The sequence below is a fragment of the Sulfitobacter sp. M85 genome (assembly GCF_029285915.1).
Classification (GTDB): domain Bacteria; phylum Pseudomonadota; class Alphaproteobacteria; order Rhodobacterales; family Rhodobacteraceae; genus Sulfitobacter; species Sulfitobacter faviae.
The window spans coordinates 1-14,076 of record NZ_JABECQ010000018.1; the positions used below are offsets into that span (position 1 = coordinate 1).

At 58.1% G+C, this 14,076-nt stretch carries 18 protein-coding genes and 1 pseudogene; 14 read left to right on the plus strand and 5 right to left on the minus strand.

Translation table 11 applies throughout. The features are described 5' to 3' along the window. Window positions 1–103: 103 nt before the first annotated feature. The 8 genes from HKX24_RS17320 (at window position 104) to HKX24_RS17355 (ending at window position 6,616) form a co-directional block, all read left to right on the plus strand. On the plus strand, window positions 104–1,096 hold the full coding sequence (locus HKX24_RS17320; RefSeq protein WP_067629841.1) for an IS30 family transposase: 993 nt from the start codon (window positions 104–106) through the stop codon (window positions 1,094–1,096). 101 nt (window positions 1,097–1,197) lie between these two features. Beyond that, window positions 1,198–2,199 (plus strand): IS30 family transposase, encoded by a 1,002-nt coding sequence (locus HKX24_RS17325; RefSeq protein WP_067630998.1) that lies wholly within the window; start codon window positions 1,198–1,200, stop codon window positions 2,197–2,199. Between the two features lie 338 nt (window positions 2,200–2,537). Next, complete coding sequence (locus HKX24_RS17330; RefSeq protein ID WP_067631031.1) at window positions 2,538–2,999, plus strand: hypothetical protein; 462 nt, start codon at window positions 2,538–2,540, stop codon at window positions 2,997–2,999. Window positions 3,000–3,363: 364 nt separating this feature from the next. Beyond that, the gene (locus tag HKX24_RS17335) at window positions 3,364–3,891 is read left to right on the plus strand and encodes a DsbE family thiol:disulfide interchange protein (RefSeq protein ID WP_067631000.1); all 528 of its coding nucleotides are present in this window, start codon (window positions 3,364–3,366) and stop codon (window positions 3,889–3,891) included. 110 nt (window positions 3,892–4,001) lie between these two features. Further along, on the plus strand, window positions 4,002–4,409 hold the full coding sequence (locus HKX24_RS17340; RefSeq protein ID WP_312869919.1) for a TlpA disulfide reductase family protein: 408 nt from the start codon (window positions 4,002–4,004) through the stop codon (window positions 4,407–4,409). An 88-nt stretch (window positions 4,410–4,497) separates the two neighbouring features. After that, a complete protein-coding gene (locus HKX24_RS17345; RefSeq protein ID WP_067924419.1) occupies window positions 4,498–5,226 on the plus strand; it encodes a cytochrome c biogenesis protein CcdA in 729 nt (242 codons plus the stop codon). A 4-nt stretch (window positions 5,227–5,230) separates the two neighbouring features. Then, entirely contained in the window at window positions 5,231–5,845 is a 615-nt protein-coding gene (locus HKX24_RS17350; protein WP_067631010.1) for a class I SAM-dependent methyltransferase, read from the plus strand. Window positions 5,846–5,956: 111 nt separating this feature from the next. Next, window positions 5,957–6,616: a cation transporter gene (locus HKX24_RS17355; protein ID WP_082849320.1), complete on the plus strand. Its 660-nt coding sequence runs from the start codon at window positions 5,957–5,959 to the stop codon at window positions 6,614–6,616. Here the strand turns inward: HKX24_RS17355 and HKX24_RS17360 are convergent. Genes HKX24_RS17360 through HKX24_RS17370 form a run of 3 tightly spaced genes read right to left on the minus strand, consistent with a single transcriptional unit; the run spans window position 6,600 to window position 9,196 of the window. Next, the gene (locus HKX24_RS17360) at window positions 6,600–7,847 is read right to left on the minus strand and encodes a cytochrome P450 (RefSeq protein WP_271694225.1); all 1,248 of its coding nucleotides are present in this window, start codon (window positions 7,845–7,847) and stop codon (window positions 6,600–6,602) included. The two genes, HKX24_RS17355 and HKX24_RS17360, sit on opposite strands and share 17 nt — an antisense overlap. Window positions 7,848–7,850: 3 nt before the next feature. Continuing rightward, the gene (gene lspA / locus HKX24_RS17365; protein ID WP_067631017.1) at window positions 7,851–8,351 is read right to left on the minus strand and encodes a signal peptidase II; all 501 of its coding nucleotides are present in this window, start codon (window positions 8,349–8,351) and stop codon (window positions 7,851–7,853) included. Next, window positions 8,348–9,196: a cation transporter gene (locus tag HKX24_RS17370; protein WP_067631019.1), complete on the minus strand. Its 849-nt coding sequence runs from the start codon at window positions 9,194–9,196 to the stop codon at window positions 8,348–8,350. The genes lspA and HKX24_RS17370 overlap by 4 nt, the downstream gene beginning before the upstream one ends. A gap of 72 nt (window positions 9,197–9,268) precedes the next feature. Here HKX24_RS17370 and HKX24_RS17375 point away from each other — a divergent pair, with 72 nt between their 5' ends. The 5 genes and pseudogenes from HKX24_RS17375 (at window position 9,269) to HKX24_RS17400 (ending at window position 13,001) form a co-directional block, all read left to right on the plus strand. Beyond that, the gene (locus HKX24_RS17375) at window positions 9,269–9,598 is read left to right on the plus strand and encodes a metalloregulator ArsR/SmtB family transcription factor (protein ID WP_236627323.1); all 330 of its coding nucleotides are present in this window, start codon (window positions 9,269–9,271) and stop codon (window positions 9,596–9,598) included. 405 nt (window positions 9,599–10,003) lie between these two features. After that, entirely contained in the window at window positions 10,004–10,669 is a 666-nt protein-coding gene (locus HKX24_RS17380) for a L,D-transpeptidase (RefSeq protein ID WP_067264455.1), read from the plus strand. 479 nt (window positions 10,670–11,148) lie between these two features. Further along, a complete protein-coding gene (locus HKX24_RS17390; protein WP_067631023.1) occupies window positions 11,149–11,583 on the plus strand; it encodes a CBS domain-containing protein in 435 nt (144 codons plus the stop codon). 133 nt (window positions 11,584–11,716) lie between these two features. Next, a pseudogene (locus tag HKX24_RS17395) lies at window positions 11,717–12,300 on the plus strand (cation diffusion facilitator family transporter). A gap of 302 nt (window positions 12,301–12,602) precedes the next feature. Next, window positions 12,603–13,001: a hypothetical protein gene (locus HKX24_RS17400; protein WP_201721940.1), complete on the plus strand. Its 399-nt coding sequence runs from the start codon at window positions 12,603–12,605 to the stop codon at window positions 12,999–13,001. A gap of 119 nt (window positions 13,002–13,120) precedes the next feature. On the opposite strand, the gene HKX24_RS17405 is transcribed toward HKX24_RS17400, so the two are convergent. After that, window positions 13,121–13,327 carry an ATP-binding cassette domain-containing protein gene (locus HKX24_RS17405; protein WP_236627322.1) on the minus strand — a complete coding sequence of 69 codons (207 nt, stop codon included), beginning with the start codon at window positions 13,325–13,327 and terminating at the stop codon, window positions 13,121–13,123. Between the two features lie 318 nt (window positions 13,328–13,645). Beyond that, window positions 13,646–13,909, minus strand: a complete 264-nt coding sequence (locus HKX24_RS17410; RefSeq protein ID WP_249777990.1) for an iron chelate uptake ABC transporter family permease subunit — start codon at window positions 13,907–13,909, stop codon at window positions 13,646–13,648. Between the two features lie 19 nt (window positions 13,910–13,928). On the opposite strand from HKX24_RS17410, the gene rpsU reads away from it, so the two are divergent. Further along, window positions 13,929–14,076 (plus strand): 30S ribosomal protein S21 (gene rpsU / locus HKX24_RS17415; protein ID WP_276154219.1); only part of this gene is annotated, 148 nt, incomplete at its 3' end.

Here is a 14,076-nt window from a genome sequence, read left to right on the forward strand (position 1 = left end):
TTAACATAAACTTCATTATGCGTATTTATACTTAGTGTTGGGCACATTCTAAACTGGGTTGCGACACTTCCGGTATCTTGCTGAAAAAGCAAGGAGAACAGACATGGCACATACAGAGCTGGATTTGCGTGAAAGACGCATCATCGAGGACATGCTCAGAGCAAAATTCTCGATCAACAAAATAGCCGCTGAGCTTGGGAGACACCGCTCAACAGTCTATCGCGACATAAAGCGGAATTTTTACATTGATGGCGAAATGCCAAATCTCAGTGGCTACTATTGTGTGATTGCACAGCGGAAGGCAGAAGCTCGACGTGCGCGGCGGCGGAAATTGATCCGTCTCCCTAAGCTTCGGAAGGCTGTTATCACTCAGTTGAAAGAAGGCTGGTCGCCCGAGCAGATTGCCGGTCGGCTTACATTCGAAGGACATGCCATTCGCGTCAGCCATGAGACGATCTACGCCCATGTTTACAGCGCTGAGGGACAATCCGAAGAATTAGCCAGATACCTTCCAAGTCGTCGCAAGAAACGACGGTCCCGGTATGCCAGACGCCCCCGAGACCAGGTATTCCCGCTGGATCGGTCCATTCACGAGCGCCCTGAACATGTGAAGACACGCGAGGCGTTCGGTGACTGGGAAGGCGATCTGATGATCTTTGAACGTGCCAATGGCAAGATGAACGTGGCTTCGCTCGTCGAACGCAAGACCAGGTTCGCCGTCCTGTTTCGCAACAACGACCGCAGTTCGACCCACTTCATGCGCAAGCTGATGGATGTGATGGAACCCCTACCCCAGCCGGCCCGCAAATCGATCACCTTTGACCGTGGTTTCGAATTCCGGGAGTGGAGAAAGCTCAAGTCGGGCATCGGCACTGACAGCTGGTTTTGTGACCCACAAGCACCCTGGCAAAAAGGCTCGGTCGAGAACCTCAACAAACGCGCACGGCGATATCTTCCCCGTGACACCCAGCTCGCGGCGCTCTCAAATCGCAATATGAAGGCGATTTGTGACCGCCTCAACGGCACGCCAAGAAAGTGCCTTGGTTGGCGCACACCGACGGAAGCGTTCAGGGAAGAGTTGAGGAAACTGAGATAGCGGAAACTGTCGCAACGACCCTTGAGACACCATTGGCGCGCGCTACCCTCAAGCGCGACTCTTGTTAGAAAACAGTAGTTTATCTAATGAGAGGAATCGGTATGGGAGCCGTTTACGACCAACTGAGTATCACAGAACGACGCAAGATAGAACGCTGGAGACACGCTAAGGTCCCAGTTGATGAGATGGCGCGCGTTCTGAAGCGCTGCAGATCAACGATATTTCGCGAGCTAAAGCGCAACCATTTTTCGGACGAAAGCATGCCGGGTTGCGATGGCTATTACGGTGCCGCTGCTCACCTGATGCAAGCGGAACGTCGTGCTCGAGAGCGCAAACTGATCAAACATCCTGAGCTTCGCAAGTGCGTGATCGAGCGTATCAAGAACGGCTGGACACCAGAGCAGATCAGTAACCGTATGATTCACGAACGCGCTCCTCTCAGGGTCTGTCAGGAAACCATCTATCGTTACATCTACTCCAAGGAAGGTCAGCGCGAAGACCTGTGGTGGTATCTACCGACCCACCGTGTCGCCCGCAGACCACGTCGCACCAGAAGGCGCAGAGAACCCAAATTCCACCGCGATGTCAGCATTCTGTTCCGACCCGATGATGTCGCTCATCGCCGTCAGTTCGGTCATTGGGAAGCTGATTTGATGCTGTTTAAACAAAAGCTTGGCCAGTCCAACGTTACCTCACTGGTTGAGCGCGTCAGCCGCTTCACTGTGATCCTGAAAAACCCGAACAAGCGCACCAAGCCGGTCATGGCCAAGATCATGAGCGCCATCAAAGACCTCCCCCTCGTCGCCCGTCGGTCCAACACTTTTGACCGCGGAACCGAGTTTGTCAGTTGGCCCCACCTGCAAGCCGAGATCGGAACCCAGACGTGGTTCTGCGACCCCTCCAGCCCCTGGCAGAAAGGCACAGTCGAGAACACTAACCGACGCCTTCGAAGGTGGTTGCCCCGCAAACGCGATATCCGGCAATGCACAGATCACGATATGAAGGTGATCTGTGATCGCCTCAACAATACGCCGCGCAAGTGCCTTGGATGGAAAACGCCAGCTGAGGTCTTCCGCGAAAAGATGTTGGAGGAAATGCGATGACGCCCCTACCCTGATCCCAACATGAGTCGCAGTTCAGGTATCGCTCACATTGCGATAGTATATTATCGTATATATGCTGGACTCCTCTCACGGAGGTTCCGCAGCATGCACTATCTGATCAAGAAGCTCCTCCCCTCGGTTGCAGTCGCTTTCACCGTGACTGGTCTTTCGCTACCAATGTCCGCCCGAGCGCAGACATACCCGATCGACTGCGCGATCCTCTTGTGTCTGTCTGGCGGCTGGCCCGCTTCCGTCCTTGCGCCCGAGCTCGCGCCGAATTCATCAGGCGTATCACGCCTTGGCCAGTGGAACCGCCGCTGCAAATCTGGCGCTGTCCCATGGGCGCCTCCTATGAGGGCGATCGGCCACCAAACAACGCTGGCCGTATCTTTGAAGCCTTGTACCGGCCCGACAGCCATCGACCGCTCCAATCCTTGCCAAGAGACAAATTCGTTCCCGCCGACCAGGCCCTCCGGCTCGTTCAAGATCGGGCGGACATCGATATCAGCGGACCTGAGTTCAATTTCGTACGATCCATCCGTGTCTTTGATGTTCGTTACGCGCGGCAATACGAAGCAGGAAGCGAAGGAGACTGCGAACGCTACGCCACTGTAGTCCTCGGCACTTATGGAACCCAAGGCGATTTCTCATGGCAGCGATCTTCTATAACTGCCCTGCCTGAGGCCCATGTGGGACTTGAACGTTGGGGCCAGAATTGCCCGGGTATCTATCACCGATCTGTCTTCGTCGATTGGCGTGACTATGATGGCAACTACGACTTCGAACAGGTGAACTACTAGCGCTGGCAAAGACAGCTTTGCCATCATGCTGCGAGAATTTGAGCGTGCTGAGTTGCTCAAATACCGGCTTTTCGCTGCTTTCGGTGCGCATGTCCGGAGAGCGGACGAAGGGGCCGTTCAGAGGTCTGAATTCAACGGCCTCTTCAGATACCGACCTTTCACTGATTTCTTACGAATCTAAACAGTAAGTATGGCTCGGGTCTGCGAAGCCGCGGCCAAGCCTCCCCCATCGTTCGGCATTGTGATCGGCGACGGTTTGCTTCATATCAGCGGTTGCTGATACCTTATTCCTTCCAAGCATTGATGGCAGGCTATGAGTTCGAAGGATAACCAAGAAAAGCGGCGCCGGAGCGGACGGCCGCTCATGATTTTGCCTATTCTTCTGTTTGGGTTGCTGGGCGTAGTCTTCTACTGGGGCCTCTGGAACAACGACGACCGGTTGCCCTCGACGCTGATCGGAAGACCAATCCCGGAATTCGCGCTCCCGCCCATCGAAGGGCGGCAGGACGGCCTAGGCTCGGCGAACCTGCAAGACCAGGTTTCTCTCGTCAACGTCTGGGCGTCGTGGTGCGTCCCCTGCCGCACGGAGAACCCGCTTCTCGTCGATCTTGCCGAAGCGGGCACCGTTCCGATCTACGGTATCAACTACAAGGACGATGCCGAGGAGACGCTGGGTTTCCTCGAAGAGCTCGGCGATCCCTTCACCCGCATCGGCGCGGACCGATCAGGCCGCGTTGCGATAGACTGGGGCGTCTATGGAGTGCCGGAAACATACATAATCGACGCCGAGGGGCGCATTGCATACAAGCATGTCGGCCCCTTTGATCAGGCCTCGCTTGAGGAGGACATTCTGCCGGTCGTGCGCCGGTTGCAGGCTGAGAGCGACCCGTGAGGCGACGTGACGTCCTTGCCGGAGTCTTGGCGCTTGCGGCAAGCCCTGCCTCCGCCCGACCACCGATCCCTAATCACGGGACTCCGCGTGATCTCCTGTCGCCGCCTTTCGTGGATGGAGATGGACGGGATCTGACGCTGGCGGACTTCGAGGGACGTGTCGTGCTTCTGAACATTTGGGCGACTTGGTGCCCGCCTTGTCGCGAGGAGATGCCGACGCTCGACGCGCTGCAAGCGCGCCTCGGCGGATCGGATTTTCATGTTCTGCCGCTGTCGATCGATCGGGCCGGTCTCGAACCTGTGCGCCGCTTCTACCGAGAGACCGGCATTCGCAACCTCGATCTCTATATCGCGGAGGATACGCGCGCGATGCTGGCCTTGGCCGTGGTGGGTCTGCCGACAACGATTCTGATCGACCGCATTGGGCGCGAGCGGGGGCGCCTCGCAGGCCCGGCCGAATGGAACAGCCCCGAAGCCGTTGCGCAGATAAGCGCTCTTATTGACGAACGTAAGCAATAGGACATGGAAAAGCACGACGACCGCGCCAGCCGTTCCGCTCCGTGCGCACACGTGGTGGCGGTCTACCGATCAGTTTGGAGATGTGGATTTGATTGAACTTTCCGTTCTTGGACTAATGGCGGCATTGCTGGCCGGTGCCGTTTCCTTTCTGTCGCCCTGCGTGCTGCCGCTCGTGCCCGGCTACGTATCCTACGTTGCCGGACGTACGGTCACCGGCAGTGCAGCGCCTTCGAAGGGGCGGGCCGTCTGGCTCAGCTTCTGTTTCGTCCTTGGCTTCTCCACGATATTCATCGCGCTTGGGGCCTCTGCCACCGCGCTCGGTCAGACGCTGCTGCAGTGGCGCTACGAACTCAACCTCGTCGGCGGCGCGATCGTGATCCTGTTCGGTCTGTTCATGATCGGGGCAGCGCGCCTGTCGGCCATGGAGCGCGACCTGCGTTTCCATCTCGACCTGCCGGGCGGGCAACCGGTCGCCTCCTACGTGCTCGGACTCGCCTTCGGTTTCGGCTGGACACCGTGCATCGGGCCGATCCTCGGTGCCATCCTAACCGCCAGCGCGACAAGCGCGACGATTGGCGAGGGCGTCGCATTGCTTGCCGTCTACTCGGCCGGCCTTGGGATCCCGTTTCTGGTCGTCGCGGGGTTCACCGACAGTATTGCCGGCAGGCTGCGCGGCATCGGTCGTTGGGGTCGCCGCCTGCATCAGGCTGCGGGCGGCGTCATGATCCTGATGGGCCTGGCGATGATGACCGGGCGGTTGAGCGCACTGGCCTACTGGCTGCTGGACACCTTCCCTGTCCTTGCGCGGATCGGGTGAACAGATGCGACTGTACGAGAAACATATCCTCCCTCGGCTGACGCATCTGGCGATGGGCCAGGATCAACTTCTTCCCTACCGGCGCCGCGCCATCTCCGGCCTGCATGGGCGTGTGCTGGAGATCGGAATCGGCTCGGGCCTGAACATTGCGCTCTACCCCGAGGCCGTGCGCCAGATCATCGGTATTGATCCGTCGCCCGAACTCCTCTCTCGGGCCGCGCAAACCTCCCATGGACTGATGCCCGCGGCCGAGATGATCGAGGGCGTGGCCGAAGCATTGCCGCTCGAAGATCGCAGCGTCGATTGCGTCGTCGCCACCTGGACACTCTGCAGCGTTTCGGAACCGGAGAAGGCTCTCGCCGAGATCCGGCGCGTTCTCAAGCCGGATGGCGTCTTCCGCTTCGTCGAGCATGGCCTGGCGCCCGGACCCCGTATCCGGCGCTGGCAACGCTGGCTGACGCCTGTCTGGAAACACTGCGCCGGGAACTGCCATCTTGACCGCCCGACGGCCGACTTGATCGAGACAAGCGGCTTCCGCATGGAGCGGCTCAACACCGGTTACGCGACAGGTCCGAAGCCCTTGGTTTTCATGTATGAGGGACAAGCTCGCCTCTACTGAGGAAGCTTGGAAACAGGACAATCTCGGCTTTCGATCCGTGGCGCAACTGATGGCAAGGTAGCCAATTCTCGCCTCGAACTTTCGCCGAAAATTTTGCGGTGATGAGATGTTATGAGCAGTCATCAAGATAACCGGCAGGCCAATCTGACGCGCGGCATCCGGGTCGAGATCGCCAGCCTCGTCTACAACATCATCGAGGTCGTCGTATCCGTCACCGTGGGACTTCTGACCGGCAGCGCAGCGCTGGTGAGTTGGGGCCTCGACAGTACGGTCGAGGCCACCTCGGCTGCGACTCTGATCTGGCGCTTGAAGAGTGAGGTGGACGGTGCCGACAAGCGCACGGTCCTGCACCGCAAGAAGGTCGCGCTCTACGTGGTTGCCTGTGCCTTCTGGATCGTCGTCGCGGCGATCCTCTACGAGGCGGTCTCCGCCTTCATTTCGCAGAAGGCGCCGGGCTTCAACTGGTGGGGTATCGCGATTCTGGGTGCTTCGCTCGTGGCCAACCCGTTCCTCGCCTGGGGCAAGTATCGCTACGGCAAGCGGCTCGATGCGCCCGCCCTGAAGTACGATGCCAAGGACACCATGATCTGCCAGTATCAGACGATCGTGGTGTTGGCCGGGATCGGTCTGACGCAATGGATGGGCTGGTGGTGGGCCGACCCGGTGGCGGCGCTTCTGATCGTGCCCTACGTTGCATGGGAGGCGTTCGAGGCCACGAAGGATGCGCGGTCGGTCGATCCGGACGAGGGCGAAGCTACTGCCGAGGCCTGACGTTACGCATGATGAACCGAGATTTGGGCATGGGCGGCAGTTCTCCGGTTTCCAGATCCAGATCCTGATCCGGCACTTCGTAGTCGATGGCGTTCACGAAGAAACTGCAAAACGCCTTCATCTGGCTGATCGCGATCCACTCGCCCGGACAACGGTGGTTCCTGTGGTGATCGCCACCGCCCTGCGGAATGAACTCGTAGGGAGTGACCTCCCGATCGTGAAACCGCTCGGGCCGGAACTCTTGCGGCGCGTCCCACGAACGAGCGTCGGTATTCGTGCCGTAGAGGTCGAGCAGAACCCTGTACCCTTTGGGAAAGCGATGTCCGCGCCACTCGAAATCGCTCTTCACCCGTGCCGCAACCGCGGGAAAGAACGGATACAGACGGCGGACCTCTTGCACCAAAGGTTCGAGCTGTCCCTCGTCGTCCTTCAGCTTTTGCCGCCACTCGGGATGCCGATGTAAAGCATGCGCCGCCTGAACTATGAACACGGATACCGCGACGGTCGGGCGCAGGACATTCAACAGCTCTACGGCGGCCACCCTGGGGGTCAACAACTCCCCATCGAGATCGCGCCATGTCGCGATGATATGAAGGGCACTTTCCTGCGTCGGCTGAAGCTCACCATCGCGGACCTGTTGGATTAGCCGTGCTGCCCATTTTTCCAGGCGGTGGCGCGCCAGACGCGCGCGCCAGTGTTTGGGGCCAAGGGCCCCGGCGTCCTGAAAAAGCGCTGTAAGCTGCGCCGTTCGGGTCGCCACCTCAGCTTCATTAAGCGGCACCCCGGCCCAGGCGCAGGCAGCTCTTGTGAGCATTTCGCGCACTTCGTCATAGAGGACGACCTCGTTCCTCGCCTCCCAGTCCGGCGCATAGTTGTCCAACATGTGAAGCGACGTGCCCTCAAGCGCGGCGATCCGCTCGGTCCCCATGAGTGACATGAACATCTTCTTGCGGTGCTGGTGGGCAGCGCCGTCCAATCCCTGAACGCCGCCTTCTCCCAGCAGGGACTTCTGTATGCGGCCTGGCATCGAGCCTGCGCGGATCAGCCGGTCTTCCCGATAGAAGGCTTCTGCCGTCGCCGCGCCGGTCATGCAGATCGTCTCTTGAAGGAGGATGCGGGTTTCGAACAGGTCTGTGTCGAGTGCGCGGCAGGTCTCCGAAATGAACCCATATGGGTTGCGCAGCAGGGCAAGTGTGCTGTCAAAGCCTTTCGCAGATGGTATGCCGAACATGGGTTACACCCCCGTTGTGTTTTCCTTGCGTTGACCCTGACCAGGCTTGTCCGTCGCAGAGCGGAAGCTGTCCCAGAACAGTAGGGCCGCGCCGCAGAAAATCGCCACATCCGCAAGATTGAAGGACGGCCAGTGGTATGTTCCGTAATGGAAATCCAGAAAGTCTGGGACGGCCTGATAACGCAGCCGGTCGAGGACATTGCCGAGTGCGCCGCCGATGATCAGACCGAGAGCGGCAGCCGTCAGCCTGTCCGGCGCGCGCCACAACCAGATCAGCAGCCATAACACGATCACGCCAGCAAGCGCGATGAGACCCCACCAAGGCACGATCCCGCCCAGCATACCGAAGCTGACTCCATCGTTCAGAACCCGCACGAGATTGAGAAAGGGTAGAACCTCGACGCCGCCCTCAAGCGCAGGTGTGTTCAGGGCAAGCGCCTTGGTGCCCTGATCGAGGGCGAACGCCGAGATGGCGCAAACTCCGCCTAGAACGCGGCTGTTCATGCAGTCGTCTTCAGATCGGCCCGCGCATCGCGAATGATCGCCCAGGACGAGTGCAGGAATAGCCCGGCGATACCGAAGGCAACGATAAGGTCGGGCCACGCGCTGCCCAGCCAGGCCACAAGACCGGCGGCAACGACAACCGCCGCATTGCCGATGGCGTCGTTGCGAGAGAAAAGCCAGACGGCCCGCATGTTCGCGTCGCCCTTGCGGAACGGCAGCAGCGGCAGAACGGAGATGACGTTGACGACAAGGGCAATCATGCCAAGCAGGCCCATGAGACCCGCATCCGGCGTCGTCCGTTCGAAGACCCGGACGATGGTCGTGCCGAGGACGCCGAGACCGAGGAGCCCGAGGAAGATGCCCTGGATCAAGGCCGACCGTGCCCGCCAGGCGAGGCTCCAGCCGATGGCCAGCAGGCCAAGGAAGGTGATCGCGCCGTCGCCGATGAAATCGAGCGCATCGGCCTTCACGGCCTGTGACCCGGCGATGAACCCGCCGATCATTTCAACGACACCGTAGCCCACGTTCAGGATCACGACGATCCAGAGCGCGCGTCGGTAGGCCGGGTCCTGATGGGCGGGATTCGGCGGAATGTCTCCATCGCCCTCGATCCGGTCGAAGCCGTAGCCGGTCACCGCAACGGCCTTTTCGATGTCCGGCAGGCGCCCTTCGGGTGCAGCCAGTGTCATGATGTGGGTTGCGGCCGACACTTTCACATCGCCGGGCGCTACCCCGGCCGACTGTGCCGCCCGCTCGATCTGTGCAGCATCCTTCGCGCAATCCATGCCGGAAACCCGGTATCGAAACAATGGCGCATCTGCTATCTCGTTGTCTGTGTTGGCCATGATCGCGGCTTTCCTGCTAAAGTGGATAGAAGATTCTATATATCAGCGAGAAATGATATGGCGCAAATCGTTATGGAAGACAAGACCACCACTATTGAACAGCGCGCGAAATTGCTTCGCGGCTTCGCAGATACCAGTCGTTTGACGATTCTGGACGCCTTGGCAAAAAGTCCGTTCGTCGTTCAGGAGCTCGTCGCGCACACGGGACTAACGCAGCCCAATATCTCCAATCATTTGCGATGCCTGCTGGAGTGCGGGCTTGTCGCCAGCGATCGAGATGGACGGTTTGTTCGCTACCGTATCAGCAATTCACGTATCACAACGCTATTGAGCGATGTAGATGCTCTTCTTGATGTCGTCGCAGAAGGGGTTGAGGCTTGTGACAACTATCGCGAGACGTGATTCAAGATGTCGTGGCCTTCGGCCAGGTCGTTACATCGCTCCGGTTTGGTCGTTCTTTAGATGTAGTTCTTTCGACGTGAGACACAGTCGAGATGTTACCGCGAAGGTTTTTTCAACCAATGGCGAACATCGGCCCCGCACCCAGAATACCGGATAGTCCTGCGGTGACGGGCCACGACCGAATTGCTGGCGGACTGGTCTGTTCTTGTCTAAGTAAGAACACGAAAGCCCCGGTTCGACCTCAATATTTCTCTTGAACCTACAGTAGCTTTAGGAGTTAGGGCCGCAGACGAAGAACGGCATTCGAGTCAAACAGGCCATACTGCTTCAGGCTTTCCTTACTGAACGGCAGAGTGGCCTTGTTTAAGCTTAGTTTGCCTACCTAACGTTGAAGGAGTAAGAATGATGCTGACAAGACGACATTTTCTCCAGACCAGCGGTGCGCTGTTTTCTACTCCAATCGCTGGCCCGCTACTGGCAGCCACCCGGCCCACCAAGGAGGAGAAGGCCGCCTGGGACGCGCAGGTCACACCTCCCGCTTTTGATCCAACTACGTCAAACCCGTGGGGCCTGCACCCGCGCTTTTTGCCCCAGCGGGTGGACGCTAAGGACGGGCTTGTTCCGGGAGACGTCCACGTCGATGCCGTAGCGCGCTACATCTATCACATCGAAGAAGGGGGAACTGCGATGCGTTACGGTGTGGCGATCGCCCGTGGTAACCTGTACGAGCCCGGCACGTATACGATCCAGCGAAAAGTGGAATGGCCAAACTGGACGCCGACCCAAAACATGATCGCACGCGATCCCGAGCTCTATGGCCCGGTTGCCGACGGTGTTGACCCTGGCCCAGAAAACCCTCTTGGTTCGCGGGCGCTTTACCTTTTTGAAGGCAACCGAGACACCTATCTACGCATTCACGGGACGCCCGAACCAAGAAGCATCGGCGGGCGCGCGAGTTCGGGGTGTGTCCGCATGGTCATGGCACATATCAACCATCTATACCCGAACGTCAAAACTGGTTCGACGGCGTTCCTGTATTCGGCAGAAGAAAGCGTGACCCCGCGAACGTGATCTACGCCCACCCAGTTTGCACTGGTCAATATCTCACGCCGAACGCGTAGTGCAGATCGGGTTGCCACCTATTGAGCAGAGCGGCACCAGTGTCGTTTTTGCTGGACCGCTGTGCTTATGCCAGTAACACCCATCCTCGGAACGAAGCCGAGCTGTAGTGGGGTCCTGACTAGGGGCAGCTAGGTTAACGATTTGTTCGGGAAGGTTTCCAACCGCGTCTACCCGGACAGACTTGTGGCTTGAAGCTACAGTAACTGTAGTAACTACATTTCCTTGGAAGCGATTCGAGGAGATACCTGATGTCCCTTGCCGACCTTTTCCGACCTGGACCGAAGAGAAACCAGCGCTCCAAGTACTGAATTATCCAAATTGTGGCTGCTGCACGGCTCGCGCGAAAACTCGCCACTCAGCGCGCTGAAAGGAACTTGAACACCCGTCTTTCGGCTTCCACCCTAGTAACCAAAACAAGGAGTAAGATCATGCAAGTTCACGAAATCATGACCAGCAATCCAACATGTTGTAGTACCGACACTACGATTCAGGAGGCCGCAAAGCTGATGGATGAAAAGTCGGTCGGCGCGATTCCCGTGATCAATGACGCCGGTGAGCCGGTCGGCATCATTACGGACCGCGACATCTGCTGTGGTGCCGTCGCAGAGGGAAAGGCAGCCGACACGCCGGTTTCTGACGTCATGTCGGATGACCTCCTGACAGTCTCACCTGATGAGGACGTTAAAAGCTGTTGCAGCAAGATGGAAGAAAAACAGGTGCGCCGCAGCGTGGTTACAGACGAAAGCGGCAAATGCTGTGGGATCGTGGCTCAAGCGGACGTGGCACGGGAAGCCGACGGCGCGGAAACAGCCGAATTGGTGCAGGAAGTGTCGCAGCCAGAGAAGAGTTCTGGCTGCTGCTGACCCAATGGCACATGGGATCCCGAGTGACCGAACCTGTTGCGAATAAGTCCGGTCTGGCTGCACATGTTGAAAGGAAGTCAAAACGCGGCGCTTGACCGCGTTTTGATCTGCCGAACAGATAGGAAGTTGCCTGATGGCCCACGATCACGCCCATATCGACCTCGAGTCCGGCGACCGTCGAGTCTCCATCTCCATCTGGGCCAACGGTCTTCTGACCGTCGCGCAGATTGTCGGCGGCATCCTATCCGGCAGCCTCGCACTGATCGCGGATGCTCTGCACAATTTCTCGGATATGGCATCGTTGGTGATCACCTTTGCCGCTCGGAAAATCGCGCGGCGGCCTGCGGACGCGCGCATGACCTTCGGCTATGGGCGGATAGAAATTGTCGCAGCGCTCATCAACTACACGACCCTTATCCTGCTCGGCTTCTACCTGATCTACGAGGGTGGCATGCGCATGATCGACCCGCCCATCTGTGGCAGATGCAGGAGCGCAAGGCGGCTTTGGACTGCCACATCGTGCTGACAGCGGACGGCTGGCGTTAAATCGAAAATATCAAGACGGCAATCAAGGACCGGCTGAAGGACGATTTTAGCATCGGTCATTCGAGTTTGGAATTTGAGCACGAAGACCGAGCCCATGAGAACGCCGACCTTTACGGTCACGGCAGGCCGGAAGAAGACGAGAAAAACCATGTTAACCAAGACACTGGCTGATCATGACGAGATGATTGCCCTTGTCGGCGAAGGCAAGCTGAGCGAAAGCGATCTGAAACGGATGCACGTCCTGCTTCAGTAGCGTCTGCAAGAGACAAGCAAGCTAGGGCCGAGACCTCAATCTCACGAGGTTCGAAGCCGGCGCATAGTCGCGTTTGGCTCTGTGAATCTGGCCTACTAGGTCAGATAAGAAGATGGTTCCGCGGAGAGGGGTGAGCCTAGCCGGAGGCAATCAATCGGCAAGCTGGATCGTGATCTAGTCCTCCCGCTTCTAAGAACGATTAAGAGGAGGAAGACCTTAAATGGACCCAAAGTTTTCGAAATCCGGCGCTACGTGGGGATATATCCTTTCCGCCCAAGGTAGGCCGTCCGCCAAACGGCAGCGACAAGAAATTTCGCTGCATGGGGTAATTGAACAGGTTTGGTGTGACCAGTTTGAAGGGCAAACTACGCGTCCTCGAAAGCATCTCATCCAACGAGAGCAACTGCTGCTGTCGCTAAATCAAGGGGATAAGGTCGTTGTGACGGCACCAGAATGCTTGGGATTGTCAGAACGTGACGTGAACTGGTTCTTGACAGAACTCGCCATTCGCGGCGTGCTTCTGTTGGTCCATTCCGGAACCATTGTTGTTGATCCGGGTGGATCGAAAAGAGACCTAGCTGCTGTAGTTGGCCGATTTCACAGCAAACTGCGGGCATGACACTGGAACGCGGAGAAACCGCTCAACAGCAATTTCCGCCAGCTTGAGATCATTATGAGGTAAAATGATGACCGAGCATTCTGTATTCACCTGATTTAGGTCATGCCAAGCGAGGATCATCACAGCTCCGCTTTCAGCAGCATAGGATTGCAAAGCCTCCGATACCTCGTATTGGAGGCAAAGGTGGGCTCGTCCATGAGGACAACCCGCGGCCGCGTCACCAGCGACTGTGCGATCGATACGACCTCACGTTGCCCGCCTGACAGTTCCGGCAATTGCCGCTCAGCAAGAGCGGTGATGCCCAATCTGGCCAATACGTCGTTCACGGCCGTTAGCTCGGAAGTAGAAAGGCGTCAACCGCTCCCACCGCGCTTCAGCGCGAGTATGATGGATTCGTAGACCGTCAGCGCTGCATTCATCCCCGTATCCTGCGGCATGTAGCGCAAGTCCTCCGTGGCTGCATCGCTGAAGCGCACAGTCCCTGCCCCCCGCATCTGTCCTGCGATGCGCCGAAACAGCGTGGACTTACCAGCCGCATTTGCCCTCACAAGAGCCGTCACTGCCTCCTCGAATTGGCGGTGTTGTTGCCTTGCTGAGGACCTCATGCCGACCATAGCGCGCAACGAGGTTTTCAAGTTGCAGCGTCACCATGCTTTGCGCCCCTTGGTCAGAATAAGAGCGGCAAAGAAGGGAGCGCCCACCAATGCCGTGACATTGCCAATGGGCAGGACAGCGCCGAACAAGGCCTTCGAGAGCACAGATGTGGCCGAAAGGATCAGCGCGCCAGCTAGCATTGCTCCGGGCAAGAAGAAGCGTTGATCTTCCCCTAAAAGAAGCCGTGCCACATATGGACCGACAATGCCGATGAAACCGATCGTACCGACGAAGGAAGCCGGCACGGCCGCCATGAGTAATAGTGTTATCCATATGCAGGTCAGTGTCCGCGATAATAATGTCGATCAGGCTCTTCGGGTTTTAAAGAAAAAGCTTCAAAGCGAAGACGTTTTCCGCGAAATGAAACTCAAGCAGCACTTCGAGGAGCCTTCTAAGAAGAAAGTTCGCCAACAGGCCGAAG